This is a genomic window from Phenylobacterium koreense (genome assembly GCF_040545335.1).
Taxonomy (GTDB): domain Bacteria; phylum Pseudomonadota; class Alphaproteobacteria; order Caulobacterales; family Caulobacteraceae; genus Phenylobacterium; species Phenylobacterium koreense.
Genome location: NZ_JBEPLU010000002.1, coordinates 434,808 through 460,852, shown reverse-complemented (window position 1 = coordinate 460,852; position 26,045 = coordinate 434,808). Strand labels below are relative to the sequence as shown.

The following is a 26,045-nucleotide window of genomic DNA, read 5'->3' as shown; positions in this document are numbered from 1 at the left end:
ATTTGCGATAAGCGCAGATCAGGAGACCCAAATGAACACTGAAGACGTCCTGGAAGAGTTCCGCGCCTCGGGCGCCCTGCGCGAAGGCCACTTCGTCCTGTCGAGCGGCCTGCATTCCGGGACCTTCCTCCAGAAAAACCTGGTTTTTCAGTATCCGGAGCGCACCGAGCGGCTGTGCAAGGCGCTGGCGGCGAAGATCAAGGAAGCGGTCGGCGAGGTCGATCTGTGCATCTCGCCGGCCGTCGGCGGGATCATCCCCGGCTACGAGACCGCCCGCGCCCTCGGCGTTCCGTCGATGTACGTCGAGCGGGAAGGCGGAGAGTTCAAGCTGCGCCGCGCCTTCGCGATCCCGCCGGGCGCGCGGATCGCCATGGTCGAGGACATCGTCTCGACAGGCCTTTCATCGCGCGAGTGCGTCGAGGCGATCAAGAAGGCCGGCGGAAACGTCGTCGTCGCGGCCTGCATCGTCGATCGCTCCGGCGGCCGGGCCGATCCGGGCGCGCCCTTCGTCGCCCTGGCCCGGCTGGACGTGCCGGCCTATCCCGCCGACCAACTGCCGCCGGAACTGGCGGCGATCCCCATCGAGGACCCCGGGAGCCGGAGGCTCAACAAGTGAACAAGCTTCGGCTGGGCGTGAACATCGACCATGTGGCGACCATCCGGAACGCCCGTGGGAGCAACTATCCCGACCCGGTGCGGGCGGCCGAACTGGCCATCGCGGCCGGGGCCGACGGGATCACCGCTCACCTGCGCGAGGATCGGCGGCATATCTCCGACGCCGATATCGACGCCTTGGCCGCGATCACCCGCAAGCGTGGCCGGCCGCTGAACTTCGAGATGGCGGTGACCCCCGAAATGGAGGCCATCGCCCTGTCGCACCTGCCGCATGCGGCCTGCCTGGTGCCCGAGCGGCGCGAGGAGCGCACGACGGAGGGCGGGCTGGACGTGGTCGGCGGCCACAACCACATCGCCCCGGTGGTGAGCAAGCTGGCCGCCGCGGGCGTACGCGTCTCCTGCTTCATCGACGCCGACCCGGCTCAGGCGGCCGCGTCCAAGGCCATGGGCGCCCAGGTGGTCGAACTGCACACCGGCGCCTATTGCGACGCCGTCCGCGATCGCTCACCCAATGCCGGCAAGCTGCTGGAGGCCCTGCGCGTGACGGCCGCCGAAGCCGGGCGGCTCGGCCTGGAGGTCCATGCCGGCCACGGTATCGACTATGAGACCGTCAAACCGGTCGCCGCGATCCCCGAGGTCATGGAGCTGAACATCGGCCACTTCCTGATCGGCGAGGCGATCTTCGTGGGCCTGGCCCCAGCGATCCAGCGGATGCGGGCCCTGATGGACGAGGCGCGCGCCGGGAGGGCGGCTTGATCATCGGCATCGGCTCGGATCTTTCCGATATCCGTCGGGTGGCCGAGACCCTGGAGCGGTTCGGCGACCGCTTCACCCAGCGCATCTTCACCGAGATCGAGCGCACGCGATCGGACCGCAAGCCGGACCGAGCGGCCAGCTACGCCAAGCGCTTTGCGGCCAAGGAAGCCTGTTCCAAGGCCCTGGGCACCGGGCTCAGGGCCGGAGTCTTCTGGCGAGACATGGGCGTGGTGAACATGCGCTCAGGCCAGCCGACCATGGCGCTGACCGGCGGCGCGGCGAAGCGGCTGGAGGCCATGACCCCGCCCGGCCATAAGGTGGTGATCCACCTGTCGCTGACCGACGACCACCCCTATGCGCAGGCCTTCGTGATCATCGAGGCCGTGCCGGAGTAGGCGCCTCAGCCCTCGGTCTGGCTGGCCGGACGCGTGAGGCGGCCTTCCAGCCTGGGCCAGAAGATGTTGAGCGCCAGGCCGCTCATGACCAGCGCGGCCGCGCCGAGCTTCCAGCCGGGCAGGCTCTCGCCCAGGAAGATCGCCGAAGCGCCCATGCCGAAGACCGGGACCAGCATGGCCATGGGCGTGATGGTCGCGGCCGGGTGGCGCGACAGCAGCCATCCCCAGGCGGCGTAGCCGAAGAGCGTATTGCCCACCGATTGCCAGAGCACCGCGGCCCAGGTGGCGGCGTTGGCGGCGCGCACGCCTTCGATCATTGCGCCGGGGCCTTCGACGGCGAGGGCCAGGGCGATCAGGGCCGGCGCCGAGAAGAGGCTGGCCCAGACGACGTAGGCCAGCATGTTCACCTGGCCCGCGGCGCGTGAGAAGGCGTTGCCGCCGGCCCAGCTCGCCGCCGCGCCCAGCACCAGCAGCAGGCCAAGCGGCGTCACCGAGGCGTCGGTGTTGTGGCTGATGATCACCAGGAGGCCGATGGCCGCCAGGGCCAGGGCGAGGATCTGGAAGGAGCGAATGCGTTCCTTCGCAAGCCACATGGCCAGGCCGATGGTGAAGAACACCTGGGTCTGGACGACCAGCGAGGCGAGGCCGGGCGAGATGAAGCCCTTCATGGCGATGTAGAGCAGGCCGAACTGGCCTGCGCCGATCAGCACCCCATAACCGGCAAGGTTGCCCCAGGGCACGTCCGGCTTCTTGAGGAAGAACACCGCTGGGAGCAGCGCGAAACTGAAGCGCAGGGCCGCGAAGGTCAGCGGCGGCAGGTGGTCCAGGCCGATCCGGATGACCACGAAATTGGTCCCCCACACCGCGACCACGGCCAGGGCGAGGAGAATGTGCGAAGCTGGGAGGGCGGGCCGGCTCATGGGCGCTTAATAGACCCGTAGGGCAGGGCTTCAATCCACGAAAGCTGAGAGTGCGTCGACTTGCGCTGGGGTCAACCACGTCACCCCATGACAGAGAGTTCACGGGGCGCACGCTTGCCTGTGACCCGGCCAGCGTCTAGCTAGGCGAACTGTCCGTTGCTTCGGACCAAGGAATGAAGATGACCGACCGCGCACAGACCGCCCAGCACCCGGAGAAGGCGAGCGGGGTGAACGACTTCGTCGAAATCGTGAAGACCGTCGCCTACGCCCTTCTCATCGCGCTGTTCCTGCGCGTCCTGTTCTTCCAGCCGTTCACCATCCCGTCGGCCTCGATGGAGCCGACCCTGCTGGAAGGCGACTACATCATCGTCTCGAAGTACTCCTACGGCTATTCGCGCCACTCGATCCCGTTCAGCCCGCCGCTCTTCAGGGGCCGGATCATGGAACGCTCGCCGCAGCGGGGAGACATCATCGTCTTCAAGCTGCCGCGCGACGGCCACACCGACTACATCAAGCGCCTGATCGGCCTGCCTGGCGACCGCGTGCAGATGCGCGAGGGCCGTCTGTGGATCAACGGCAAGGAAATCCCGCGCAACGAACTGCCGCCGGTGATGATCGATTCCGGCTTCGGCTTCACCCGCAACGTCCAGCGGTTCCAGGAGACGTTCCCGAACGGCAGGACGTTCGTGACCTATGACTTCGGACCGGACGGGGAGATGGACAACACTCCGACCTTCGTGGTGCCGGAGGGCCACTACTTCTTCATGGGCGACAACCGCGACAACTCCCTCGACAGCCGCGCGCCGATGGAGATCGGCGTCGGCTTCGTCCCGGCGGAGAACCTGGTGGGCAAGGCGCAAGTCATCCTGCTCTCCTGGGATCCTGCCGCATCGCTGTTCAAGCCGTGGACCTGGGTGCTCGACGCCCGGCCCAGCCGGTTCTTCAACGTCCTGCAATGAATAGGCGAGAAGCCGCGGTCGCCGCACTCGAAGGCCGCATCGGCCACGTTTTTCACGACCGCGAGCTTCTGGAACGCGCCCTGACCCACGCCAGCGTGGGGGAGGGCGCGCTGAAGGTGCGGCATTACGAGCGCCTCGAATTCCTGGGCGATCGGGTGCTGAACCTGCTGGCGGCCGAGCGGCTGATGGCGCTGAATCCGGATGCGCGGGAAGGCGAGATGAGCCGGCTGATGGCGGGGCTGGTCAACTATCACGCCTGCGCGCGAGTGGCTCGGCGGATCGGCCTGCCCGAGGCGCTGCGCATGGCGCCCAGCGCCACCAAGATCGGGGCGAGGGACAAGGACACCGTCCTGGGCGACGCCTGCGAGGCCCTGATCGGCGCCCTATATATCGACGACGGGCTGGAAGCGGCGCGCGCCTTCTTCCTGGAGTTCTGGACCGACGAGTTCGCCCGGCTCGATGAGCCGCGGACCAAGGACCCCAAAACCCAGCTTCAGGAGTGGGCGCAGGGCCGCGGCCTGGCGTTGCCCGCCTACAAGGTGGTCGGCCGCGAAGGGCCCGACCACGCCCCGGTGTTCACCGTCTCGGTGAACGTCGGCGACTACGAACCCGAGCAGGCCGAAGGCCATTCCAGGCAGGAGGCCGAGAAGGCCGCCGCCACGATGATGCTGTTGAAACGAGAAGGACCTAAATGACCACCCGCGCCGGCTTCGCCGCGATTATCGGAGCCCCCAATGCGGGGAAATCGACCCTGACCAACCGCCTGGTCGGGGCCAAGGTCACCATCGTGACCCAGAAGGTCCAAACCACCCGCTTTCCGGTGCGTGGCGTGGCCATGGCCGGCGAGGCCCAGATCGTGCTGGTCGACACCCCCGGTATCTTCTCGCCGCGCCGGCGCCTCGACCGGGCGATGGTCCGTTCGGCCTGGGGCGGCGCGGACGAGGCGGACGTGACCGTGCACCTGGTCGACGTCCAGGCCGAGCTGGCCGCCGCTGAGCCGGGCGCCAAGGCCGCCGACAAGCGCTCGGCCGCCGACGTCGAGACGATCGTCGAAGGGCTGAAGACCGCCGGCAAGCAGGTGATCCTGGCCCTCAACAAGATCGACGGCGTCAAGCGCGAGCGCCTGCTGGGCCTGGCCCAGCGCCTGTTCGACACGGGTGTCTACTCCGAGGTCTTCATGATCTCGGCGGCGGACGGCGCTGGCGTGGACGACCTGAAGGCGCGGCTGGCCGAGCTGATGCCGGAAGGGCCCTGGCTCTACCCGGAGGAGCAGACCGCCGACCTGCCGGCGCGGCTGCTGGCCGCCGAGATCACCCGCGAGAAGCTGTTCCTGCGGGTGCACGAAGAGCTGCCTTACGCGGCCGCGGTCGAGACCACCGCCTTCCAGGAGCGCAAGGACGGGTCGGTGCGGATCGAACAGTCGATCTATGTGGAGCGCGAGAGCCAGCGGCCTATCGTGCTGGGCAAGAACGGGCAGACGCTGAAGTGGATCGGCCAGAGGGCGCGTGAGGAACTGATCGAGCTGCTGGACCGGCCGGTGCACCTGTTCCTGCATGTGAAGGTGGACGAGCGCTGGGCCGACAAGCGGGAGTTCTACGGCGATGTGGGCCTGGACTTCGACGCCTGACGTATTGAGATCCTCCCCCTCTGGGGGAGGTGGCGCGCGTAGCGTGACGGAGGGGGCCGCCGCAGGCGGTCCCACCTCTCCGCAGCAATCCTCCCCTGGCGGGGAGGCCCCCTCAGTAAGCCATTCGGCTGACAGCTCCCCCGGTGGGGGAGCATCTGCGGGAAGCCATCCCTGATGGAGTTCGAGGACGAGGCCTTCGTGCTGTCGGCTCGCGCCTATGGCGAGACCGGGGCGATCGTCGAGCTGCTGACCGCCCGGCACGGCAAGTACGCCGCGCACGTGGCCGGCGGCGCGTCCCGCCGGATGAAGCCGTTCCTGCAGGCCGGCGCGCGGACGCTGGTGCGCTATCGGGCGCGGGTGTCGGACCAACTCGGCTCGGCGGCCCTCGAGCCGGTCGGGGAGGGGCCTGCAGTCCTGTTCGACGACCGGATGGCGCTGGCCGGTCTTTCGGCCGCGGCGGCCGTAGCTGCGGCGGCGTTGCCCGAGCGCGAGCCGCATCCGGGAGTCTTCCTGGCGTTCGAGGCCCTGACCGCCGCCCTGATGATCCCCGACATCTGGCCGGCGGTGTTCGTGCGGTTCGAGGCGGGTCTGCTTCAGGAGCTCGGCTTCGGCCTCGATCTCTCGAAGTGCGCCGCGACCGGCGCCGTCGACGACCTGATCTATGTGAGCCCCCGCACCGGCCGGGCCGTCAGCCGGGCGGCCGGGGAACCCTACAAAGACCGCTTGCTGCCTCTGCCGCCCTTCATGCTCTCGGCGCAGACGGGCCTGGCGGAGGGCGACGTGAAGGCAGGTTTCGACCTGACCGCCCACTTCCTCGAGCTCTTCGTGTTCGGCCCGCTCAACAAGCCGCTGCCGCCGGCGCGGGTGTGGCTGATGGAGCGCCTGGCCGAGGGCGGGCGGCTTTAGGCGCGAAAGCCGATCGATCGGCCGCGGCGACTTCCGCGGCGTCGAGGGCTAGAACAGACGTGAACGACGAGTCCGATTCGAATGACCAAGCACACTCCACCGCCCGGTGAGGGCGACGGCGATCGCATTATCGACGAGCCGCTGACCGAGGCTCTTTCTCGGCGCTACCTGGCCTATGCGCTCTCGACCATCACCGGTCGGGCGCTGCCGGACGTGCGCGACGGGATGAAGCCGGTGCACAGGCGGCTGATGTACGCCATGCGTCAACTGCGGCTCGACCCGAACACGACCGCCAAGAAGTGTGCGCGCGTGGTTGGGGACGTGATCGGTAAGTATCACCCGCACGGTGACGTGGCGGTCTATGAGGCGCTGGTGCGCCTGGCCCAGGACTTCGCCCAGCGCTATCCGCTGGTCGATGGCCAGGGAAACTTCGGCAATATCGACGGCGATAACGCCGCGGCCATGCGATACACCGAGTGCAAGCTCACGGTCGCCGCCCAGCTCCTGCTGGACGGCATCGACGAGGACGCGGTCGACTTCCGCCCGACCTATGACGGCGAGGACGAAGAGCCGGTGGTGCTGCCGGCCGGCTTCCCCAACCTGCTGGCCAACGGATCGAGCGGCATCGCCGTCGGCATGGCGACCTCGATCGCGCCGCACAACGCCGCCGAGCTGATCGACGCCTGCCTCGTGCTGCTGCAGGACCCGAACGCCGACACCGCGCGCCTAATGGAACACGTGCAGGGTCCCGACTTCCCGACCGGCGGGGTGATCGTCGAGCCGCGAGAGAGCTTGATCGAGACCTACGCCACCGGCCGCGGCGGCGTGCGGGTGCGTGCGCGCTGGGAGAAGGAAGAAGCCGGCCGCGGGACCTACCAGATCGTCATCACCGAGATTCCGTATCAGGTGAAGAAGGCCGACCTGGTCGAGCAACTGGCCGACCTGATCGAGACCAAGAAGGCTCCGCTGCTGGGCGACGTGCGCGACGAGAGCGCCGAGGACGTGCGCCTGGTGCTCGAGCCCAAGAGCCGCAACGTCGAGCCCGAAGTGCTCATGGAGAGCCTCTTCAAGCTTTCCGCCCTGGAGAGCCGGTTCCCGGTCAACATGAACGTCCTGGACGCGCGCGGCGCGCCGGGTGTCATGGGCCTGCGCCAACTGCTGCAGTCGTTCCTGGACCACCGCCGCGAGGTGGTGGTGCGCCGGGCGCGGTTCCGCCTCGACAAGATCGAGGCCCGACTGCACATCCTGGACGGCCTGGTCATCGCCTTCCTGAACCTGGATGAGGTGATCCGCATCGTCCGCTACGAGGACGAGCCGAAGGCGAAACTGATCGAGGCCTTCGCCCTCACCGACATCCAGGCGGACGCGATCCTCAACACCCGACTGCGGCAACTGGCCAAGCTCGAGGAAATGGAGCTGCGCCGCGAGCATGCCGAACTGGTGGAAGAGCGCGATGGCCTGCTGAAGATGCTCGCCTCCGATGCTGCTCAGTGGAAGCTCGTGGGCGTGGGACTGAAGGACGTGAAGGCGATCCTCGGACCCGACACCAACCTCGGCCGCCGGCGCTCGACCTTCGACACCGCGCCGGTGGTGGACGCCGATGCGGCCATCGAGGCGATGATCGTGCGCGAGCCGATCACGGTGATCCTCTCGGCGCGGGGCTGGATCCGGGCCGCCAAGGGCAAGGTCGAGGATCCGTCGGAGCTGAAGTTCAAGGAGGGCGACAAGCTCGGCTTCATCGTCCCTGCCGAGACCACCGACAAGCTGCTGATCTTCGCCTCGGACGGCCGGTTCTTCACGATCGGCTGCGACAAGCTGCCGGGGGCGCGGGGCCATGGCGAGCCGTTGCGCCTGATGCTCGACCTGGAAGACAAGGTCGATATCGTGGACATCTTCCCTCATAAGCCGGGGACCAAGCGGGTCATCGCGTCGAAGGAAGGCTACGGCTTCATCCTGCCCGAGGAGGAGGCGATCAGCTTCCGGCGCGCCGGCAAGCAGGTGCTGAACGCCGGCGAAAAGGGGGCGGCCTTCTGCCTGCCGATGAGCGGCGACCACTTCGCGGTGATCGGCGACAACGGCAAGATCCTGATCTTCCCGCTTTCGGAGCTGCCGGAGATGCCGCGCGGCAAGGGAGTGAAGCTGCAGGCCTACCGCGAGGGCGGCCTGCGCGACGGGATGGTGTTCGCGGCCGAGGAGGGCGCGAGCTGGATCGACACCGCCGGGCGCACGCGCGTCTGGGGCGAGTGGCGCGACTGGCTGGGTCGGCGTTCGGCGGCCGGCAAGCTTGCGCCCAAGGGTTTCCCGACCAGCAAGCGATTCAAGCCCAAGTAGCAGCTTGCCCGAGCCGGAGCGGCCACTAAGCTTCACCCAACCATGTTCGGGGAGGGGAAGTTTTCATGACGCGTCGGCTGTATCTGTTCGCCAGCGCCATTGCGGCGGCGTCCATCACCTGGAGCGCGGCGCCGGGCGCACTGGCCAAGGAGCCCGCGGCGGCCCTGGCGAAGGCCGCCAGCCCGGAGGCGCTCGGCTTCGACAGCGCTCGGCTGGCGCGGGTGGACCAGGCGATGGCGCAGGCCGTCGCCGATGGCCGGGTGGCGGGCGTCCAGACCCTGCTGGCGCGCCACGGAAAGGTCGTCTCGTTCAGCAGCCATGGCGCGGCGAACCTGGAGGCCGGGACGCCGCTCAAGGACGACGCGATCTTTCGCATCTACTCGATGTCCAAGCCGATCACTGGCGTGGCCATGATGATCCTCTTCGAGGAGGGGCGCTGGCGCCTGGACGATCCCGTCACCCAGTATCTGCCGGAACTGAAGGACCTGAAGGTCTGGAAGGGCGTGGACGCGAGCGGTCAGCCGATCCGCGAGGCGGCGAGGCGGCCGCCGACCATGCGCGAGCTGATGAGCCATACGGCCGGGTTCGGCTATGGCCTGAGCGACAAGCATCCCGTCGACGTCATTTTCCGGGAGCAGCGGGTGCTCGGCTCGCCGAACCTCAAGGAGATGACCCAGAAGGTCGCCGGCATCCCGCTGATGTATCAGCCGGGTGAGCAGTGGAACTATTCGGTGGCGGTGGACCTGCAGGGCGCGATCATCGAGCGCCTGTCAGGCCAGACCCTGGGCCAGTTCCTGGAAAGCCGGGTCTTCAAGCCGCTGAAGATGACCGACACCGCCTTCTACGTGCCGGCTGAGAAGGTGGGCCGTCTCGCCTCGGTCTATGTCGGCGATCCCAAGACCGGGAAGATCATCGAGGCCAAGCAGGCGTTCGGCATGCCGGCGCAGGATTTCACTCAGCAGGGCCGGATGGAGTCGGGCGGCGGCGGCCTCGTCTCGACCACCCGCGACTACGCCCGCTTCGCCCAGATGATCGCCAACGGCGGTGAGCTGGACGGGGTGCGGATCCTCTCGCCGGCCGCGGTCGAGCTGATGGGGACCAACGTCATCCCGGAGGCGGCGCTGGTGTCGTCCAACGGTTCGGTGGGCACGCGGTTCAACAAGGCGGTCGGCTTCGGCCTGGACTTCATGGTGGTCAATGATCCGCGCCAGGCGGGGTCTCTGGAAGGCAAGGGGACCATGAGCTGGGGCGGGGCGGCCGGCACCTGGTTTTGGGTCGACCCGACCAATGACATCGTCTTCGTGGGCATGATCCAGCGTTACGGCGGGACCGGCGGGCCGGACCTGGGCGGGCTGACGCGGACGCTGGTCTATCAGGCGCTGGTCAAGCCGGAGAAGTAGGCGCGAGCGCGTGACGACGCCTCTGTGGTGGCGAGCATCTGGGGCGGGCGACGGCCACCCGCCTTGACTTTCGGGCGCCTCCATGCGCCCTTCCGCCCTCGATTTTCAGAGCCTTAGTGACTCCCCAATGCACGCCTACCGCACCCACACCGCAGGCGCCCTGCGCACCGCCGACACGGGCAAGACCGTCCGTCTTTCCGGCTGGATCCACCGCAAGCGCGATCACGGCGGCCTCGTCTTCATCGACCTGCGCGACCATTACGGCCTGACCCAACTGGTCATCGACCCGGAAACGCCTGGCTTTGCGACCATCGAGCGCCTGCGCGCCGAGAGCGTCATCAAGGTCGACGGCGAGGTGGTGGCCCGCAGCGCCGAGACGATCAATCCGAACCTGCCCACCGGTGAGGTCGAGGTGCGCGTGCGCATCGTCGAGGTGCTGTCGGAAGCGGCCGAGCTGCCGCTGCCGGTCTTCGGCGAGCCGGAATATCCGGAAGAGATCCGCCTGAAGCACCGCTATCTCGACCTGCGCCGCGAGACCCTGCACCGGAACATCGTGCTGCGCTCGAAGGTCATCCACTCGATCCGCAACCGGATGATCGAGCAGGGCTTCCTGGAGTATCAGACGCCGATCCTGACGGCCTCGTCGCCGGAAGGCGCGCGTGACTTCCTGGTGCCCTCGCGCCTGCACCCGACCAAGTTCTACGCGCTGCCGCAGGCGCCCCAGCAGTTCAAGCAGTTGCTGATGGTGTCGGGCTTCGACCGCTACTTCCAGATCGCGCCCTGCTTCCGCGACGAGGACCTGCGGGCCGACCGTAGCCTGGAGTTCTACCAGCTCGACGTCGAGATGAGCTTCGTGACCCAGGATGACGTGTTCGCGGCCATCGAGCCGGTGATGCACGGCGTCTTCACCGAGTTCAGCGGCGGCAAGCGCGTCTCGCCGATCGACCAGCCGATGTCCTACGAGGACGACTTCGGCAAGACGATCGAGCACAAGGGCTTCGAACGCCTGACCTATGTGCAGTCGATGTCGCGCTATGGCACCGACAAGCCGGACCTGCGCAACCCGATCGTGATGCAGGACGTCTCCGAGCGCTTCCGCGGCGGCGGCTTCGGGCTGTTCGCGCGCATCCTCGAGGACTCCAAGAACGCCGTCTGGGCGGTTCCGGCGCCGAAGGGCGGCAGCCGCGCCTTCTGCGACCGCATGAACTCGTGGGCGCAGGGCGAGGGCCAGCCGGGCCTGGGCTACATCTTCTGGAGCGAGGACCAGGGCGGCTGGGGCGGCCCGATCGCCAAAAACCTCGGCGCCGAGGCGACCCAGGCGCTGATGGACCAGATCGGCATGGGCAAGGGCGACGCGGCCTTCTTCGTCGCCGGCGATCCCAAGGCGTTCGCGAAGTTCGCGGGCCTCGCGCGCACCAAGGTCGGTACGGACCTGGGCCTGATCGACGAGGACCAGTTCAAGTTCTGCTGGATCGTGGACTTCCCGATGTTCGAGTGGAGCGAGGAAGAGCAGAAGGTCGACTTCTCGCACAACCCGTTCTCCATGCCGCAAGGCGGCCTGGACGCGCTGCTGAACCAGGATCCGCTGACGATCCGGGCCTATCAGTACGACATCGTCTGCAACGGCTATGAGCTGTGCTCGGGTGCGATCCGGAACCACCTGCCGGAGCTGATGGTCAAGGCGTTCGAAATCGCCGGTTATGGCGCGAATGTGGTCGAGGAGCAGTTCGGCGGCATGCTGAACGCGTTCCGTCACGGCGCTCCGCCGCACGGCGGTTTGGCGCCTGGCATCGACCGCATCGTCATGCTGCTGGCCGGCGAGACGGCGATCCGCGAAGTCATCGCCTTCCCGCTGAACCAGCAGGGCCAGGACCTGCTGATGAATGCGCCGTCGGAGGTGACCGACAAGCAGCTCAAGGAACTGCACATCCGGACCGCTCCGCCGATCAAGGTCTAGGACCAGATAGGATCAAGGTCTAGGACCAGATAGCAAGAAGCCTCCCGATCGGGAGGCTTCTTCATTTTTGGGGCTCAGTCGACAGCAACGAGATAGCGCGGCCTTGCGGGCGGCGCTGGAGGGGCAGGCGGACGTGGCGGCGCGGGCGGCCTCACGCGGGCGCCGCGATGGCAGGCCTTGGCCACCAGGCCCGCGGGCACGCGGGTCGAACCATCGGCGCACGCGTCGTCAAGCTGATCCTGATCCAGTCCCTTCGAGCGCGAGAGATCGACCCCGGCGATATTGGCCGATTGCAGGTCGGCGCCCCGGAAATCGGCGTTGATGAAGGTCGCACCGCTGAGGTTGGCGGCCGTCAGATCCGCATCGCGGAACGAGGCGTGGTCGAAGATGCCGGCGACCAGATTGCTTCCGGTCAGGGCGGCGTCGCGGAAATTGGCGCTGCGGCCGTTGGTCCGGCTGAGGTTTGCGGCCGACAGCTCGGCGCCTTGCAGCACGGCGTTGGCGAGGTTGGCGCGGGCAAAATTGCCGCCGCTGGCCGAGGCGTCGCGCAGGTCCGCCCGGGAGAGGTCGGCGCCGCCGAAGTTGACGCCCGGGGCCTCCACGTCGCGCAGGCGCGCGTCGGTCAGCACGGCGGCCCCGAAATTGGCCCCGACCATCTGGGCGTCGGAGAGATCGGCCCGGGAGAGGTCGGCCCTCGAGAAGTTCGCGCCTACGAAACGTGCGTCGCGCAGGTCGGACCCGACGAGGGAAGCCTGGACGAAGTTCGCGCCCATGAACTGGGCCCCGGCCAGCTTGCGGCCGGAAAGCTCGCATTTGGCGCAGGCCCCGCCGAAGGAGACCATCCGCGCCACGTCCTTGTCGCCCATGGCGGCGGTGGCGAGACCGGGCGCCATCGTCAGGGAAAATACGGCGATGCCACCGAGAAGCGACGCGATGCGCGAAGGCGAGAACATCGATGCCCGGTTCTGTTGGTCCATAGCCTGAGCATGTGCGCCCGTGGCCCTGTGGATGCTACTTAATTCGCGGTAATTGTCAGAGGCTTACGCGGTAAAATACTGATTTGGGATGGGCTAGCCGGCCAGATCCTCGCCCTGCTGGGCGGCGCGCGTCCCGCAGGTCTCGCAAATCAGGCTGGCGCCTTTGCGGACCACGGCGATGTCGCCGCAGGCGGCGCAGACGTCGGCTTCGGCGGCCAGGCTGCGCTGGTTGGCGCTGGGCAGGAAGACGAGATTGTCGGGCGCCGCGCCGCGAGCAAAGCCTCGGGAGATGAAGTGGCTGGCGGGCTGGGGCTCGTCATCGTCCTTGCCGCGGCCGAGGCCATCGGCGTTAAGCTCGTCGGGGTCGACATTGGCGAGGTCGGAGCGGCCGAGATAGGAGACGCCGAGCTCGCGGAACAGATAGTCGAGGATCGAGGTGGCCGAGCGGACGGAGTCGTTGCCGGTCACCGGGCCCGCCGGCTCAAAGCGGGTGAAGACGAAGGCGTCCACGAACTCGTCGAGCGGCACGCCGTATTGCAGGCCGATCGAGATGGCGATGGCGAAATTGTTGATCAGCGACCGGAAGGCAGCGCCTTCCTTGTGCATGTCGATGAAGATCTCGCCGAGTTCGCCGTCCTCGTACTCGCCGGTGTGCAGGTAGACCTTGTGGCCGCCGACGCTGGCCTTCTGGATGTAACCTTTGCGGCGGTCCGGGAGCTTTCGGCGCGTGCGTTCGCGCTCGACGATCCGCTCGACGATACGTTCCTGGGGCGTCGCGGCGGCCTTGGGCTCGGCCGCTGGCTCCGGCGCGCGCGTGGGGCGGGCCTCGGTCTTTGGCAGGTCGAGGACGAGGCTGGCCGGGGGCGGGGCGCGGCGAACCCGGATGGCCGGGACGCTGAGCTGCGCGGCCAGGGCGATCAGATCCTCCGCATCGCCGGGCGCGGCGTCCCACTCAAGCTCGAGGTCGGCCATCGGCGGCACGGCCAGGGCGTGGGCGATGGTCGAGAGCAGGTTGAAATAGGGCTCGGGACCGAGGTCGTCGGCGGTGTGGAATACCGCCTGCTGGGCGGGCGTGAGGAACGGAGCCTCGCTGAGGGCGCCGGTGCCCAGGGCGAAGGCCTCGGCCTGGGCGACCTGGGCCGCCGTGAAACCGGCGTGCTGGAGCACGTCGAAGTCGGGGTTGGCGAGATCCGCGTCGGTCGCGCCCAGGACGTCGCAAAGGAAGCCGGGGTCGATGTCGGCGAAGGCCTGGGAGAGGCTCGAGGCGAAGGGCAGGGCGGCCTCGGCCTGGGCGATCTCATGTTCGGTGAAGCCGCGGGCGTTGAGCGCCGCATGGTCGATGCCCGGCGCTTCCGAGAGATCGCCGCCGCCAAGCAGCCAGGCGCGGGCCTTGGCGGGCTCGGCGCCCAGGGCGGCAAGGCCGAGCAGCGAGGCTTCAGACATGACCCGCGCCATGGCGCCGTCCTCGGTCTCGGCGACGGTCACTGGACCAAGCCAAGGGGCGGCGGAGGCGCCCAGGCCGCCGAGGCGGAGCGCCAGCTCTGGATCGTCGAACACCGCCAGGCCGCCATTGAGGCGTGCGCCGGAAGCGACGCAGGCCGAAGCCGCGTGCCGATAGACGTCACGGACGGCTGTGAGGCCTTCGGGGCTCTCGTAGGCAAGGCCCTGGGCCACCAGCCAGTCGGCCACGCCCGCCAGGCCGAGCTGAACCGGCTCCTCCCCGGCGAGGGCGGCGAGCGCCGTGGCCAGCAAGGCGACCGCGGCCGCGAAACCCTCGGAATCGAAGGCCTCGCCAGCGCCGAAGGCGAGCAGGTTGATGGCCCCCCGAGCGCCGGTCCAGGTACGGGCGACGCCGCGGGCCGCCTCCGGCGTGAAGGCGACGGCTACGGCGCTTGTCTCCCAGGACACCGAGGCCAGGCTCGGATCGGGCGCTCGATCGGAGAGGCACACCAGCGAAAGGGCTTCGGCGTCCGCGACATCCGGCCCTACGGCGCCCCACTCGGATTCACCGGCCTTCGCCAGGGCGATGGCGTCTAGGATCATGGCGTCGGAAGCGCCGGCCTGGCGGGCGGCTTCGGCGCTGCGGGCGAGGTTGGCGTTGGAGCGGATGTCGGCGCAGGCCGCGGGATCGCCCTCGCAGCGCAGGATGCTGTCCATCACCGCCTGCAGCCGGCCGCTGATCTCGCGTGCGGCCGCGCGCGCCATGGCGCGGCGGCGGTGGCGGGTGCGAAGGTTGGAGAGCGCGGCCGGAACGCTATCGGCTTCGACGACCGCAGGATCGGCCACAGGCCGCGGGCTGCTGAAGGCGATGCGCCCGCCGAGCATCGCAGTCGCCAGGTCGCGGCGAAAGGCCGCGCGGGCGCGGGCGGTCTCGAACAGATGGCGATTGTCGCCGTGCCGGACCAGGTCTTCGGCGAAACGTGCGATCGCCGCGGGAAGGTCGGAAACCTCCTCCAGCCAGTCCAGCCAGGCCTCGACACGGGCATCCGTCCAGGCCGCCGGCGCTAGCACTTCGGCCAGGGAAGCGGCCCGCTCAAGCGTCCGCTGTTCGATCCTCGCTGCTTCGATAGGCATGTCCGGTTCTCCCGAAGACCGAGTCTAGGGGGCGCTCAGGAGGCGGGCAATAGATGTTGGGGGTCGGCAGTCTTCTATCCCCAAGATATTGCGGCGCGTCGGCCGCTGGACGGTCGGGGTTCCGGCGCCTATAGTCCGGCCGCTTCCTGTCTGTCCGGAAACTCCGAAAAGTGCTCAAGAATCTCTTCACCTGGTGGAACGGCGCGACCATCGGCATCCGCAATACGATCCGCCAAGGCGTCTTTGTCGGTAAGGACGAACTGGGAAACAGCTATTACGAGGCCAAGACCGACCGCGACTCCTACGACAAGGGCCGCAAGCGTCGCTGGGTCGTCTACAATGGCTATGCCGAAGCCTCGAAGGTGCCCCCGGATTGGCACGGCTGGCTGCACTACACGTTCGACGAGCCGCCGACCGTCGCGCCGCTGAAGCGCCAGGTCTGGGAACGCGATCACATTCCGAACCTGACCGGCACCGTGCACGCCTGGCGGCCGAAGGGCGCGATCGCCCGCGGCGGCGAGCGCCAGAAGGCGGCTGGCGACTACGAGGCTTGGCGGCCCGAATAGGCATGGCGCGGACCCCTGACATGCGCATGCGCGGTCGGGTCATCGCCGCAATGGCCGCGGCCGCCGCCAGCCTGGGCGCGGGCGCCGTGCTTGCGCAACCGGCTCAGGCACCCGCGCCGCCGGCTAATGGCGGCCAGCAATCGCCTGCGCAGAGCGGGACGCCGGCGCAACCGCCCTTGATTTCGCCACCGCCCCCGGCTCCGCCCGCCAAGGAAGAAGCGCCGCCAGCCGAGGTCACTGCGCCGGCGCCGGTGGCCGCCCCGCCCATCGAGGCCGAAGAAGTCGCGCCGGCTCCGCCCCCCAAGGCGCAGGTGGCCGCCAAGCCGACCGAAGCGGCCATCAAGCGGGCGCGTTACGATGTCGCGGTGATCCAGGCGCTGGACAAGATCTCAGCGGAATCCATGCGCTTCGAGGCCGCTGTCGGTCGGCCAGTCCGCTACAAGAACCTGGTCTTCACGGTTCGCGCCTGCGAGCGCTCCGCCGGGGACGAGGCGGTCGAGGACTCGATCGCCCACGTGACGGTGGAATCGCAGCCGCGCGCCGCGCCGGGCAAGCCGACCCCGCCGCCGCGCCAGGCGTTCCGCGGCTGGATGTACGCCTCGTCACCGGGCCTGAACCCCCTGCAGCACCCGATCTACGACGCCTGGCTGATCACCTGCAGGGCCGCGGCGCCGGGACCGACCGCCGCTCGCTGAAACTCGGCCTGGCCCTCCAAGGCTCGGGCGAGACGGCGGTGATACTCGGCGCGCGGGATTTCCAGCGCGCCGAAGGTGCTGAGGTGCTCGGTCATGAACTGGGCGTCGAGCAGTTGGAAGCCGTCCGCCAGCAGTCGTGCCACCAGATGGACCAGCGCGACCTTCGAGGCGTTGGTGCGCCGGCTGAACATGCTCTCGCCGAAGAAGGCGCCGCCCAGCGAGACGCCGTAGAGCCCGCCGACCAACTCGCCGTCCTTCCAGCATTCGACGCTGTGGGCGTGGCCCATGTCGAAGAGCTGGCCGTAGAGGTCTTCGATGACGCCGTTGATCCAAGTGTCGGTGCGGCCGGGCTTGGGCGCCGCGCATTCGAGGACGACCTGCCGGAAGGCGGTGTCCATGCGGATATCGAAGGGATCGCCCCGGACGGTGCGGGCCAGGCGGCGCGGAATGTGGAACGCATCTAGCGGCACGACGCCGCGTTTCTCCGGATCGATGAGGAATATCCGGTCATCGTCGCGGGCGTCCGCCATGGGGAAGACGCCGCGCGCATAGCACTCCAGGAGCTCGCTGGGGCCGAAGCGTTTCATGGGCGCAGCTTAGCGGGTTTGGGGCGGATTTTCGCGCCCGAGAAGGCCGACGGAGAGGCGTCCCTCCGTCGGATTTGGCTCAGGCCTCGTCCTGCTGGCTCTTCATCCAGCGTTCGAGCCAGTGGATGTTGTAGTCGCCAGCGATGATGTCCGGCTGCTGCAGCAGCTCCTGGAAGAGCGGGATCGAGGTCTCGATGCCGCCGACCACCATCTCGGCCAGGCAGCGGTTCAGCCGGGCGATGCATTCGGCGCGGTCGCGGCCGTGCACGATCAGCTTGCCCACCAGGCTGTCGTAGTAGGGTGGGATCGAGTAGCCGGCGTAGAGCGCCGAATCCAGGCGCACGCCCAGGCCGCCCGGCGCGTGAAAATCGGTGACCAGGCCCGGCGACGGCGCGAAGGTCTTCGGGTTCTCGGCGTTGATCCGGCATTCGATGGCGTGGCCCTCGAACACCACCTCTTCCTGCGTGAAGGAGAGCGGCAGGCCGGCAGCGATGCGGATCTGCTCGCGGACCAGGTCAATACCGGTGATCGCCTCGGTGACCGGATGCTCCACCTGAAGGCGGGTGTTCATCTCGATGAAGAAGAACTCACCGTTCTCGTAAAGGAACTCGATGGTCCCGACGCCGAGGTAGCCGATGGCCTTGATCGCATCGACGACGATCTTGCCGATCTTGGCGCGCGCCGCAGCGTCGATGACGGGCGAGGGGGCTTCTTCCAGCACCTTCTGGTGACGGCGCTGCAGCGAACAGTCGCGCTCCCCGAGATGACAGACGTTGCCGAACTTGTCGGCGATGACCTGAATCTCGATGTGCCGAGGGGTCTGGAGGTAGCGCTCCATATAGACCGCGTCGTCGCCGAAGGCGGCGCGGGCCTCGGAGCGGGCGGTGGAGACGGCCTCGGCGAGGTCATCCTCGGTCTGGGCGACCTTCATGCCGCGTCCGCCGCCGCCGGCGGCGGCCTTGATGAGCACGGGGAAGCCGATCTGGCGGGCGGCCGCGAAGGCCTCTTCCTCGGTCGTCACCGCGCCGTCCGAGCCGGGCACCACCGGGATGCCGGCGTCCTTCACCGCCTGCTTGGCGGTGATCTTGTCGCCCATCATCTTGATGTGCTCGGCGGTCGGACCGATGAAGGTGAAGCCGTGGGCCGTCACGATCTCGGCGAACCGGGCGTTCTCGGAGAGGAAGCCGTAGCCCGGATGGATCGCCTGGGCGCCGGTGATCTCGGCGGCGGCGATGATCGAGGGGATGTTCAGGTAGCTCTTGCCGACTGGAGCGGGGCCGATGCACACGCTCTCATCGGCCAGCCGCACCCACATGGCGCCGGCGTCGGCCTCGGAGTGGACCGCGACGGTGGAGATGCCCATCTCCTTGCAAGCCCGGTGGACCCGCAGGGCGATTTCGCCTCGGTTGGCGATAAGGATCTTGTCGAACATCGACCGGTTACTCGATGACGATCAGCGGCTCGCCGAATTCGACCGGCTGAGCGTCCTGGACGATGACCTCGGTGATCTTGCCGCCGCGGGGGGCGGGGATCGGGTTCATGGTCTTCATGGCCTCGACGATCATCAGCGTCTGGCCGGCGGTGACGGTATCGCCCACCTTGACGAAGGGCAGCGCGCCAGGCTCCGGCTGCAGATAGACGGTGCCGACCATGGGCGAGTTCACCACATCGCCCCGACGCTGCGGCTCAGCGGCCGCAACTTCGCCGGCCGGAGCGGCATGGGCCGCGACGGGCGCCGCCACAGGGGCCGGCGCATGGGCGTACTGCACCGCGGCGGGAGCGGCGGTCACGGTCTTGGCGACACGAATCTTCAGGTCGTCGCGTTCGACTTCGATCTCGGTCAGGCCGGTTTCGGTGAGAATGTCGGCCAGTTTGCGCACCAGACGCGCGTCGATCGGGTCGGCGGGGGCCTTCGGACTGCTAGCCATGAAATAATCCTTGAATTGGCTTCAGCGGGCCAGGCCCGCGGCGGCCTCGACGGCCAGTTCGTAGCTCGCCCCGCCGAAACCGGAAACCAGGCCGGTCGCCGCGAGGGAGACGTAGGTTTCCCGGCGGAACGCTTCGCGCGCCGCCGGGTTGGAGAGGTGACACTCGACGATAGGAATATCGAGCGTCTTGAGGGCGTCCAGCAGGGCCACGGAAGTGTGACCGTAACCGGCGGGATTGATCACCAGGGCGCAAGCCTCCGTCCGGGCTTCCTGAACCCAGTCGATGAGTTGGCCCTCATGGTTGGTCTGGCGGAACACGATGGCGCGGCCAAGGCCGCCGGCCCGACGTTCGCAGCGCATGCGCACGTCCTCCAGCGTTTCCCTTCCGTAAATCTCCGGCTCCCGGACCCCCAAGAGGTTGAGATTGGGCCCGCTGAGCACATAGATCGGTTGCGACATTCGGCTCCGCCGTCGATTCCGCCGTCTTGTACCGGGCTGCGGCGGGGGTCACAAGCATCCGCAACCCTGAAGCTTCACGAGGTCGTCATGACCCTGACCATTAACGGCGAACCGCGCACCCTGGGAACGGCCTCGACGGTGGCCGCCCTGGTGGCCGAGCTGGGCCTGGACGCCCGGAAGGTGGCGGTGGAACGCAATCTGGAGATCGTGCCCCGATCGGCCTATGGACAGACCGCGCTCGCTGACGGCGACCGCATCGAGATCGTGCATTTTATCGGAGGCGGCTGACATGGACGGATCGGTCCACGCGGAAGACACCTGGACGGTGGCGGGGCGCACTTTCACCTCGCGCCTGATCGTTGGGACCGGGAAGTACAAGGACTACGCCGAGAACGCCGCCGCAGCCGAGGCGGCCGGCGCCGAGATCGTCACCGTGGCGGTGCGCCGGGTGAACCTGTCCGACCCGAACCAGCCGATGCTGGTGGACTATGTGAAGCCCGACCGGTTCACCTTCCTGCCCAACACCGCCGGCTGCTTCACCGGCGAGGACGCGATCCGAACGCTGCGCCTGGCGCGTGAGGCCGGCGGCTGGGACTTGGTGAAGCTAGAGGTGCTCTCGAACACCAAGCACCTACTTCCGGATATGGAAGAGACCCTGCGGGCGCTGAAGCTGCTGGTGGCCGACGGCTTCCAGGTGATGGTCTACTGCTCGGACGACCCGGTCTACGCCAAGAAACTCGAGGACGCGGGCGCGGCGGCGATCATGCCGGCGGCGGCGCCGATCGGCTCGGGACGCGGCATCCAGAACTTTCTGAACCTCGGGCTGATCATCGAGCAGGCCTCCGTGCCGGTGCTGGTCGACGCCGGCGTCGGCACCGCGTCGGACGCGGTGCTGGCCATGGAGACGGGCTGCGACGCCGTGCTGATGAACACCGCCATCGCCGGCGCCAAGGATCCGATCGGCATGGCCACGGCCATGAAGCACGCGGTGCTGGCGGGCCGGGGCGCATTTTTGGCAGGACGCATGCCAAAACGTATGTATGCTGAGCCGTCGTCTCCACTTTCCGGCTTGATTTGATGGCGCTGACCCTCGACGTCTTCTGGTCCTTCCGCAGTCCCTATTCCTACCTGGTGACCCCGAGGCTGCGGGAATTGGCGGAGACCTACGACGTCGAGGTCAGGATGCGGCCGGTCTATCCGCTGGCCGTGCGCTCGGAAGGGTTCTTCACCAAGCAGGACCCGCTCTTCATCCCCTATCTGATGCGCGATATCCGTCGGCTGGCGGATTATCTCGGTCTGCCGCTGGCCTGGCCGAACCCCGACCCCGTGGTGATCGACCGCGCGACCCTGAACGGCGCTCCGGACCAGCCGCATCTGGACCTGCTGATGCCGCTCGGCGTCACGGCGGCTCACAAGCCGCAGTCGCTCGCCTTCTATGACGAGGTCTCGCGGCTGATCTGGAGCGGCCAGGACATGCCCTGGAACGAAGGCGACAAGCTGGAACGAGCCATCGCCCGCGCCGGCCTCGACCTGGCCGAACTGGCGACGGAGGCTGAAAAGCGGCCGACCGCCATCGCCGCCGAGATCGAAGCCAGCCAGGAAGCCCATCGCGCCGCGGGCCACTGGGGCGTCCCCACCATGGTCTTTGAAGATGAACCGTTCTTCGGTCAGGATCGCTTCGATGTGCTGGTTTGGCGCATGAAACAGCGGGGCCTTGCTCCCCGCACGTAGGCGATGGGGAGGACGGCATGGGCGCAGCCAACGGGCGGCAGGCCATTTTCATCACCGGGGCGGCGTCCGGCATGGGGCGCGAAACCGCCAGGTTGTTCGCCAGACACGGCTGGTTCGTCGGCGGCTATGACGTGAACGAGGCGGGGCTTGCGGCCCTGGCCGACGAGCTCGGCGGGGAGAACTGCGTCGTCCGGCGGCTCGACGTCACCAACCGCGACGATTATCGGGGGGCGCTGGCGCAGTTCGCGGTCGCCTCGGGGGGGCGGCTGGACGTGCTCTACAACAACGCCGGAATCGGCCGGGGCGGGCCGTTCGCAGATCAGCCCTTCGAGGACGTGATCGCAGTCGTGCAGGTGAACCTGATGGGTGTGCTGATCGGCATTCATGAGGGGATCGCACTGCTCAAGGCGACGCCGAACTCGCTGTGCTTCACCACCTCCTCGTCCTCGGCGACCTTCGGCATGGCCAATATCGCGGTCTATTCGGCGACCAAGCACGCGGTGAAGGGGCTGACCGAGGCGCTCTCCGTCGAGTTCAAGGCCTACGGCGTGCGCGTGGCGGATGTCCTGCCGGGGCTGATCGATACGCCGATCCTGCCACCCGGCGCGGCCGATGCCGCGCCCAAGGAAGGCATGTTCCGGGCGATCCCGCCCATCGAGGTCGCCAAGGTGGTCTGGGAGGCCTACCACTCCGACAAGCTCCACTGGTACGTGCCGCCGGAGATTGTCGAACTGGACAAGGCCGCGACCCTGACCCCGGAGGCCGTGCGCGACCAGATGGCCCAAGGCGGGCTGTTCAACGCCGCGGTCGAGTAGGGACGCCTTTATCGCGCCCGGATCATGTCGGCCTCCGCAGAGAGCCCCAAGGCTGCGAACATTTCCGAGCGTGTCGGTCCAGGCTTGGGTGGATAGGCGTCCGCCTTTAACTCCCGGCGCGTCGCCCAATAGCGCAGGACCTTGCCGAGATTGTCGGGCCGTTTCAGCCACGCCGAGGGGTGTTCCAGCATGTGGAAGCCGCGAAGCGCCTCGCGCAGCAGGTCGGGATCGGAGCGGACGGCGATGTTCACGCCGTCCTCCAGGAAGCTTTTGACGATGCGGCTCTTGATGCTCGGCCGGAAGCCGGGCGTGAGCTGATGGCGTGCGCGTCGCACGGCCGAGCGATCCTGGTCGCGCATGTTCACGTAATAGGGCCTCAGTTCGTCGGTGACCTTGGCCTGGAAGGCCGCGATGCGCTCGGCCGGGTCGGTCGTCGAGACGAGGACATCGCGCAGGATGTAGGCGGTGATTGCGGCGAACGAGCATCCGCGGCCATAGAGCGGGTTGGTTCGGACCAGGCAGTCGCCGACCGGGAAATAGCCGAGGACGGCCATGGCCTCCTCCCCTCCGATCTCGCGCCAGCGGCTGTGGAGCTCGCCCATCCCGAAGACCCGACTGGCGCCCTCGGAGATCTCGGGATCGACCCACGGGGCGAGGCCCGGAAGCCGGGCGCAGATGGCGTCGAAGACCTCTGGCTGGACGATCGCCTTGCGCAGCTCGATCTCCGGCTCGGGGACGCAGAGGGTGATGGAGAACCGGCCATTGTCGGCGGGAAAGACGCCGAACTTCAGGAAGCCAAGGTCGCCGGTGCCGCCGGCCCTGGTGCGCGGCGGCTCGCCGACACCGGGCCGCAGCCGGAAGTGACGCGTGAAGTAGAGGATGCCGGCGCTCTCGCTCTCCTCGCTTATGGGAGCGCCTTCCTCGATGAGCTGTTCAATGCCGGAGGAAGTGCGGCCGCCCGCGTCGATCACCACGTCGCCGATGATGTCCCGCGCTCCGTACGCGTCGGCCACCGAGACGCCGACCACCCGCAAGCCCTGAGGATCGCGCTGGGTCAGCAGTTTGCGGACGAAGGTCTCGGAATCGATCCGGACATTGGCATACCGTTCCACATAGCGCCGGATCACCAGCTCGAGGGTGGTGCGGCGGCTGGTGAGGACCACGAACTCCCTGTCCGCTGCCTGCGGCCGGTAGACCTTGCGATGGAGGTCCGTGAGCATCCGGTCGAAGCCGAGTTCCCGGCAGCCGGCGTTCAACAGCGCGAGATGGAGGTCTGGGTGCTCGGACCTGATGATCGTCCGAAGCCTCGCCAGGAAGGCGTGGCTGTGGCGTAGATGTCCGACGCCGCGGCGCGCCCAATCGTCGAAGGCCTGGTCGGCGCCGCCGGCCGGCGGCGGCGGGTCGCGCTCAAGTATGACGATGTCCCGCCCGGTTGGGGCGAGGGCCAAGGCCGTACAAAGGCCGGCGATCCCGGCCCCGATGATCAGCACAGTCTCGTGCATGCCCTTCGCCGTGGGTGGACAGGCAGACTCTCAAAGCACTCGCTTGGAAGCCTAGCTGCGTCGTTCCACGGCGAAAAGCGTGACTTGGGGGCAGGCCGAGTGGCCCTCGATCAACCTTTGTCTAGTTCGGGCGATCCCGGCGTCTTCAACTTGCCGGTCTTCACCTCGGCGATCGCCGCGCGCAGGGCGGCCATGTCGGCGCCGGGGATCATGCGGTCGCCGACGATGAAGGCCGGAGTTCCCTCAATGCCCAGCGCCATGGCGAGGGTCCGGGTGTCGGCGATGTGCTGCTTCACCTCGGCCGTCGAGCCGCCGGAGCGGGCGGCGGCGGGATCGACTCCGACGGCGCGCAGGTGGCGGTCGATGGCGGCCTCATCCAGCGCCTTCTCGCCCATGAACCGTTCGAAGAGCTCCAGGTTCTTCGGCTTGCCGGCAGGCGACAGCGCAACTTCGGCGGCCAGGTTGCTTTCGGCGCCGAAGATCGGGAATTCCTTGAACACGAAGCGGACGTCCGGATTCTCGCGGATCAGCTTCACCACTTCGGGGGCGCTCACCTTGCAGTAGCCGCAGCGGTAGTCGAAGAACTCCACCACGGTGTGCTTGCCGCCCGGATTGGCGACGAAGTCACGTGGGTCATGCTCAAGTTGCTGGCGGTGCTTGGCCAGCATCGTCTTGGCGCCTTCGGCGGCGGCCGCCTGCTTGTTCTGCTGCAGCTTGACGACAGCCTCCTCGATCACTTCGGGATGCTCGAGGAGATAGGCGCGGACCTTCTGGCCGAAGTCTTCCTCCTGCTTCTTTCCGCAGGCGGCCAGGGGGAGGGTGAGCGCGGCGCTGAGTAGCAGGGCGCGGGAAATCTTCATCATAGGTGGCAAATAGGTCAGAAGCTGTGCTTTGCGAAGGGGATTAGCGCGAGGTCCGGCTGACCACCGCGCCTTCGGCGGCCAGTTCTTTCAGATCTTCACGGCTGGGATTCGAAGTCAGGACGATATCGGTGGCGCGCCGCCATTCGGGAGTGTCTTTCTCCAGCTTCTCTCTCGCCCGCATGGCGAAAATGCGGGCTTGGGTCGGATCGCCCACAGCAAAGAAATATTCGCCAGTCGCCAGGCGGGCGAGCCCGTCCTTGCCTTGCTTGTCATAGGCCTGGGCCAGAATGCGCCACGCGGTGGCGTTGTCGTGCTCCTGACTCAGGGCGCGCTTCAGCTCTCCGATACCTTCCTCGACCTTCTTGTCGTCACTGAGGGCGATCAGGGTCTGGCCAAGGTTGATCCGCAGAAGCGGGGCTTCGGGCTTCAGTTCGACCGACTTGCGTTGCGGGGCTTCGGCCTCTTCCGCGCGGCCGAACTCGAAGAGCACCTGACCCTTCAATTCCCAGAGATAGGGGTTGTTCGGTTGTTCGGCGAGCAGGGCGTCGATCAGCTTCAGCGCCCGGTCGGGCTCCTTCATCTGATAGTAGGCGATCGCGCGCGCGTAGCGCGCCGGATAGGAGGTGTCCTTCTCGGTGTACTTCGTGATCGCGATGGTCGGGTTGATGAAGCCGTCGAGCTTGGCCTTCATGATCTCGTGCTCGGCGATCGCCTCGGGCGAGTCCGGCGTCTTGAAGTGCGCATTCTGCTCGACCCGATGCCGCAGGGCGTCGATCCGGGAGGACGAGAGCGGGTGGGACCGGAAATAGGCGTACTGTCGAGCCTGGGAGAAGACCTCCTGGAAGCGGAAATTGTCGAAGAAATCGACGAGGCCCTCGCCGGAAAGCCCGGCTCGTTCGAGCAGCATGGCGCCGGCCTGGTCGGCTCGGCTTTCCTGCTCGCGGCTGTAGCCCATGGCGCCGATGGCGCCGAAATAGCTGGCGCTGCCGATGAGGCCGGCGGCGCCTTCGCCGGAGCCGGCAAGGGCCGCGAGGACGCCAAGCCCCATGGTCAGCAGGAAGGGCTTCATCCCGGCCGCCTGCATGTCGCCGGACCGGGCGGAGTGGCCGGCTGCCAGGTGGCCGACTTCGTGGGCGATGACGCCCTGGAGCTGGTTGGGATTCTTCGATTCCAGGATCAGGCCGGTGAACACCGCCATGGTCCCGGGCGCGGCGAAGGCGTTGAGGTCCTTCGAGCCGATCAACAGGATGTTGATGGACGTCGAATCGACGCCGGCCGCCTTGAAGATCGGTTCGGAATCCTTGCGCAGGATTTCCTCGATCTCGGTGTCGCGGATGAGACTCATGCTCTCTTCCGCGCGGGCGGGAGCGGCCTGCAGCGTAAGGCTCAGGGCTGTCAGCGCCACGAGGGCGGCCTTTGACAGCGAACGGGCAGGGGCGACCATGCCGAACAACTCCAAGCGCCCCCCTCAAAGCCTCAGGA

26 protein-coding genes are annotated in these 26,045 nt (G+C 67.8%); 16 read left to right on the top strand and 10 right to left on the bottom strand.

Annotated elements, in window-relative coordinates; all coding sequences use genetic code 11:
• Positions 1 to 31 precede the first annotated feature (31 nt).
• Genes pyrE through acpS form a run of 3 tightly spaced genes read left to right on the top strand, consistent with a single transcriptional unit; the run spans position 32 to position 1,766 of the window.
• Positions 32 to 616 carry an orotate phosphoribosyltransferase gene (pyrE, locus tag ABID41_RS14035; RefSeq protein WP_331932486.1) on the top strand — a complete coding sequence of 195 codons (585 nt, stop codon included), beginning with the start codon at positions 32 to 34 and terminating at the stop codon, positions 614 to 616.
• The gene (locus ABID41_RS14030; RefSeq protein WP_331932487.1) at positions 613 to 1,371 is read left to right on the top strand and encodes a pyridoxine 5'-phosphate synthase; all 759 of its coding nucleotides are present in this window, start codon (positions 613 to 615) and stop codon (positions 1,369 to 1,371) included. The genes pyrE and ABID41_RS14030 overlap by 4 nt, the downstream gene beginning before the upstream one ends.
• Complete coding sequence (acpS, locus tag ABID41_RS14025; protein ID WP_331932488.1) at positions 1,368 to 1,766, top strand: holo-ACP synthase; 399 nt, start codon at positions 1,368 to 1,370, stop codon at positions 1,764 to 1,766. Before ABID41_RS14030 ends, acpS begins: the two co-directional genes overlap by 4 nt.
• A 5-nt stretch (positions 1,767 to 1,771) precedes the next feature.
• Here the strand turns inward: acpS and ABID41_RS14020 are convergent, their stop codons facing one another.
• Positions 1,772 to 2,686 carry an EamA family transporter gene (locus ABID41_RS14020; RefSeq protein ID WP_331932489.1) on the bottom strand — a complete coding sequence of 305 codons (915 nt, stop codon included), beginning with the start codon at positions 2,684 to 2,686 and terminating at the stop codon, positions 1,772 to 1,774.
• A gap of 179 nt (positions 2,687 to 2,865) precedes the next feature.
• Between ABID41_RS14020 and lepB the strand changes: the two genes are divergently transcribed.
• From lepB to aspS, 7 genes are all read left to right on the top strand, one after another.
• Positions 2,866 to 3,645, top strand: coding sequence for a signal peptidase I (lepB, locus tag ABID41_RS14015; RefSeq protein ID WP_331932490.1), 780 nt, complete (start codon positions 2,866 to 2,868; stop codon positions 3,643 to 3,645).
• A complete protein-coding gene (rnc, locus tag ABID41_RS14010) occupies positions 3,642 to 4,340 on the top strand; it encodes a ribonuclease III (protein WP_331932491.1) in 699 nt (232 codons plus the stop codon). Before lepB ends, rnc begins: the two co-directional genes overlap by 4 nt.
• The gene (era, locus tag ABID41_RS14005; RefSeq protein WP_331932492.1) at positions 4,337 to 5,272 is read left to right on the top strand and encodes a GTPase Era; all 936 of its coding nucleotides are present in this window, start codon (positions 4,337 to 4,339) and stop codon (positions 5,270 to 5,272) included. The genes rnc and era overlap by 4 nt, the downstream gene beginning before the upstream one ends.
• A gap of 174 nt (positions 5,273 to 5,446) precedes the next feature.
• A complete protein-coding gene (gene recO, locus ABID41_RS14000) occupies positions 5,447 to 6,178 on the top strand; it encodes a DNA repair protein RecO (protein ID WP_354297881.1) in 732 nt (243 codons plus the stop codon).
• Positions 6,179 to 6,259: 81 nt separating this feature from the next.
• Complete coding sequence (gene parC / locus ABID41_RS13995; protein ID WP_331931200.1) at positions 6,260 to 8,509, top strand: DNA topoisomerase IV subunit A; 2,250 nt, start codon at positions 6,260 to 6,262, stop codon at positions 8,507 to 8,509.
• Positions 8,510 to 8,574: 65 nt separating this feature from the next.
• On the top strand, positions 8,575 to 9,909 hold the full coding sequence (locus ABID41_RS13990; protein WP_354297880.1) for a serine hydrolase domain-containing protein: 1,335 nt from the start codon (positions 8,575 to 8,577) through the stop codon (positions 9,907 to 9,909).
• Between the two features lie 127 nt (positions 9,910 to 10,036).
• Positions 10,037 to 11,866 carry an aspartate--tRNA ligase gene (gene aspS / locus ABID41_RS13985; RefSeq protein ID WP_331927736.1) on the top strand — a complete coding sequence of 610 codons (1,830 nt, stop codon included), beginning with the start codon at positions 10,037 to 10,039 and terminating at the stop codon, positions 11,864 to 11,866.
• Between the two features lie 74 nt (positions 11,867 to 11,940).
• Here the strand turns inward: aspS and ABID41_RS13980 are convergent, their stop codons facing one another.
• A complete protein-coding gene (locus ABID41_RS13980) occupies positions 11,941 to 12,759 on the bottom strand; it encodes a pentapeptide repeat-containing protein (RefSeq protein ID WP_354297879.1) in 819 nt (272 codons plus the stop codon).
• A 177-nt stretch (positions 12,760 to 12,936) separates the two neighbouring features.
• Positions 12,937 to 15,417 carry a TSCPD domain-containing protein gene (locus tag ABID41_RS13975; protein WP_354297878.1) on the bottom strand — a complete coding sequence of 827 codons (2,481 nt, stop codon included), beginning with the start codon at positions 15,415 to 15,417 and terminating at the stop codon, positions 12,937 to 12,939.
• Between the two features lie 170 nt (positions 15,418 to 15,587).
• Between ABID41_RS13975 and ABID41_RS13970 the strand changes: the two genes are divergently transcribed.
• Both ABID41_RS13970 and ABID41_RS13965 read left to right on the top strand, forming a co-directional pair.
• On the top strand, positions 15,588 to 15,983 hold the full coding sequence (locus tag ABID41_RS13970; protein ID WP_354297877.1) for an NADH:ubiquinone oxidoreductase subunit NDUFA12: 396 nt from the start codon (positions 15,588 to 15,590) through the stop codon (positions 15,981 to 15,983).
• A 2-nt stretch (positions 15,984 to 15,985) separates the two neighbouring features.
• Positions 15,986 to 16,678, top strand: a complete 693-nt coding sequence (locus ABID41_RS13965; protein ID WP_354297876.1) for a DUF2155 domain-containing protein — start codon at positions 15,986 to 15,988, stop codon at positions 16,676 to 16,678.
• On the opposite strand, the gene aat is transcribed toward ABID41_RS13965, so the two are convergent.
• The 4 genes from aat to ABID41_RS13945 all read right to left on the bottom strand — a co-directional run bounded on the left by aat (position 16,618) and on the right by ABID41_RS13945 (position 19,652).
• Positions 16,618 to 17,265: a leucyl/phenylalanyl-tRNA--protein transferase gene (aat, locus tag ABID41_RS13960; protein ID WP_331927869.1), complete on the bottom strand. Its 648-nt coding sequence runs from the start codon at positions 17,263 to 17,265 to the stop codon at positions 16,618 to 16,620. The genes ABID41_RS13965 and aat overlap by 61 nt on opposite strands.
• Positions 17,266 to 17,344: 79 nt before the next feature.
• The gene (gene accC / locus ABID41_RS13955; protein ID WP_331927867.1) at positions 17,345 to 18,697 is read right to left on the bottom strand and encodes an acetyl-CoA carboxylase biotin carboxylase subunit; all 1,353 of its coding nucleotides are present in this window, start codon (positions 18,695 to 18,697) and stop codon (positions 17,345 to 17,347) included.
• Positions 18,698 to 18,704: 7 nt separating this feature from the next.
• Positions 18,705 to 19,193, bottom strand: a complete 489-nt coding sequence (accB, locus tag ABID41_RS13950) for an acetyl-CoA carboxylase biotin carboxyl carrier protein (protein ID WP_354297875.1) — start codon at positions 19,191 to 19,193, stop codon at positions 18,705 to 18,707.
• 21 nt (positions 19,194 to 19,214) lie between these two features.
• Positions 19,215 to 19,652 (bottom strand): type II 3-dehydroquinate dehydratase, encoded by a 438-nt coding sequence (locus ABID41_RS13945; protein ID WP_331928113.1) that lies wholly within the window; start codon positions 19,650 to 19,652, stop codon positions 19,215 to 19,217.
• 87 nt (positions 19,653 to 19,739) lie between these two features.
• Between ABID41_RS13945 and thiS the strand changes: the two genes are divergently transcribed.
• From thiS to ABID41_RS13925, 4 genes are read left to right on the top strand one after another with little or no spacing between them, the layout of a single operon-like run.
• Positions 19,740 to 19,940, top strand: coding sequence for a sulfur carrier protein ThiS (gene thiS, locus ABID41_RS13940; RefSeq protein ID WP_331928114.1), 201 nt, complete (start codon positions 19,740 to 19,742; stop codon positions 19,938 to 19,940).
• Between the two features lies 1 nt (position 19,941).
• Positions 19,942 to 20,730, top strand: coding sequence for a thiazole synthase (locus ABID41_RS13935; RefSeq protein ID WP_331928116.1), 789 nt, complete (start codon positions 19,942 to 19,944; stop codon positions 20,728 to 20,730).
• Positions 20,730 to 21,383, top strand: a complete 654-nt coding sequence (locus ABID41_RS13930; RefSeq protein ID WP_331928118.1) for a 2-hydroxychromene-2-carboxylate isomerase — start codon at positions 20,730 to 20,732, stop codon at positions 21,381 to 21,383. Before ABID41_RS13935 ends, ABID41_RS13930 begins: the two co-directional genes overlap by 1 nt.
• 17 nt (positions 21,384 to 21,400) lie before the next feature.
• Entirely contained in the window at positions 21,401 to 22,198 is a 798-nt protein-coding gene (locus ABID41_RS13925; protein ID WP_331928120.1) for an SDR family oxidoreductase, read from the top strand.
• A gap of 8 nt (positions 22,199 to 22,206) precedes the next feature.
• On the opposite strand, the gene ABID41_RS13920 is transcribed toward ABID41_RS13925, so the two are convergent.
• The 3 genes from ABID41_RS13920 to ABID41_RS13910 all read right to left on the bottom strand — a co-directional run bounded on the left by ABID41_RS13920 (position 22,207) and on the right by ABID41_RS13910 (position 26,007).
• Positions 22,207 to 23,700 (bottom strand): FAD-dependent oxidoreductase, encoded by a 1,494-nt coding sequence (locus ABID41_RS13920; protein ID WP_331928122.1) that lies wholly within the window; start codon positions 23,698 to 23,700, stop codon positions 22,207 to 22,209.
• A gap of 110 nt (positions 23,701 to 23,810) precedes the next feature.
• Positions 23,811 to 24,563, bottom strand: a complete 753-nt coding sequence (locus tag ABID41_RS13915) for a DsbA family protein (protein ID WP_331928124.1) — start codon at positions 24,561 to 24,563, stop codon at positions 23,811 to 23,813.
• 40 nt (positions 24,564 to 24,603) lie between these two features.
• Complete coding sequence (locus tag ABID41_RS13910; protein WP_331928126.1) at positions 24,604 to 26,007, bottom strand: M48 family metalloprotease; 1,404 nt, start codon at positions 26,005 to 26,007, stop codon at positions 24,604 to 24,606.
• Positions 26,008 to 26,045: the final 38 nt, after the last annotated feature.

What these genes read in the sequence shown, in the direction of transcription:
- pyrE (WP_331932486.1), top strand. Translation starts at nt 32, where the DNA reads ATGAACACTGAAGACGTCCTGGAAGAGTTCCGCGCCTCGGGCGCCCTG.
- ABID41_RS14020 (WP_331932489.1), bottom strand. Translation starts at nt 2,686, where the DNA reads ATGAGCCGGCCCGCCCTCCCAGCTTCGCACATTCTCCTCGCCCTGGCC.
- lepB (WP_331932490.1), top strand. Translation starts at nt 2,866, where the DNA reads ATGACCGACCGCGCACAGACCGCCCAGCACCCGGAGAAGGCGAGCGGG.
- rnc (WP_331932491.1), top strand. Translation starts at nt 3,642, where the DNA reads ATGAATAGGCGAGAAGCCGCGGTCGCCGCACTCGAAGGCCGCATCGGC.
- era (WP_331932492.1), top strand. Translation starts at nt 4,337, where the DNA reads ATGACCACCCGCGCCGGCTTCGCCGCGATTATCGGAGCCCCCAATGCG.
- recO (WP_354297881.1), top strand. Translation starts at nt 5,447, where the DNA reads ATGGAGTTCGAGGACGAGGCCTTCGTGCTGTCGGCTCGCGCCTATGGC.
- parC (WP_331931200.1), top strand. Translation starts at nt 6,260, where the DNA reads ATGACCAAGCACACTCCACCGCCCGGTGAGGGCGACGGCGATCGCATT.
- ABID41_RS13990 (WP_354297880.1), top strand. Translation starts at nt 8,575, where the DNA reads ATGACGCGTCGGCTGTATCTGTTCGCCAGCGCCATTGCGGCGGCGTCC.
- aspS (WP_331927736.1), top strand. Translation starts at nt 10,037, where the DNA reads ATGCACGCCTACCGCACCCACACCGCAGGCGCCCTGCGCACCGCCGAC.
- ABID41_RS13980 (WP_354297879.1), bottom strand. Translation starts at nt 12,759, where the DNA reads ATGGCGCCCGGTCTCGCCACCGCCGCCATGGGCGACAAGGACGTGGCG.
- ABID41_RS13975 (WP_354297878.1), bottom strand. Translation starts at nt 15,417, where the DNA reads ATGCCTATCGAAGCAGCGAGGATCGAACAGCGGACGCTTGAGCGGGCC.
- ABID41_RS13965 (WP_354297876.1), top strand. Translation starts at nt 15,986, where the DNA reads ATGGCGCGGACCCCTGACATGCGCATGCGCGGTCGGGTCATCGCCGCA.
- aat (WP_331927869.1), bottom strand. Translation starts at nt 17,265, where the DNA reads ATGAAACGCTTCGGCCCCAGCGAGCTCCTGGAGTGCTATGCGCGCGGC.
- accC (WP_331927867.1), bottom strand. Translation starts at nt 18,697, where the DNA reads ATGTTCGACAAGATCCTTATCGCCAACCGAGGCGAAATCGCCCTGCGG.
- accB (WP_354297875.1), bottom strand. Translation starts at nt 19,193, where the DNA reads ATGGCTAGCAGTCCGAAGGCCCCCGCCGACCCGATCGACGCGCGTCTG.
- ABID41_RS13945 (WP_331928113.1), bottom strand. Translation starts at nt 19,652, where the DNA reads ATGTCGCAACCGATCTATGTGCTCAGCGGGCCCAATCTCAACCTCTTG.
- thiS (WP_331928114.1), top strand. Translation starts at nt 19,740, where the DNA reads ATGACCCTGACCATTAACGGCGAACCGCGCACCCTGGGAACGGCCTCG.
- ABID41_RS13935 (WP_331928116.1), top strand. Translation starts at nt 19,942, where the DNA reads ATGGACGGATCGGTCCACGCGGAAGACACCTGGACGGTGGCGGGGCGC.
- ABID41_RS13930 (WP_331928118.1), top strand. Translation starts at nt 20,730, where the DNA reads ATGGCGCTGACCCTCGACGTCTTCTGGTCCTTCCGCAGTCCCTATTCC.
- ABID41_RS13925 (WP_331928120.1), top strand. Translation starts at nt 21,401, where the DNA reads ATGGGCGCAGCCAACGGGCGGCAGGCCATTTTCATCACCGGGGCGGCG.
- ABID41_RS13920 (WP_331928122.1), bottom strand. Translation starts at nt 23,700, where the DNA reads ATGCACGAGACTGTGCTGATCATCGGGGCCGGGATCGCCGGCCTTTGT.
- ABID41_RS13915 (WP_331928124.1), bottom strand. Translation starts at nt 24,563, where the DNA reads ATGATGAAGATTTCCCGCGCCCTGCTACTCAGCGCCGCGCTCACCCTC.
- ABID41_RS13910 (WP_331928126.1), bottom strand. Translation starts at nt 26,007, where the DNA reads ATGGTCGCCCCTGCCCGTTCGCTGTCAAAGGCCGCCCTCGTGGCGCTG.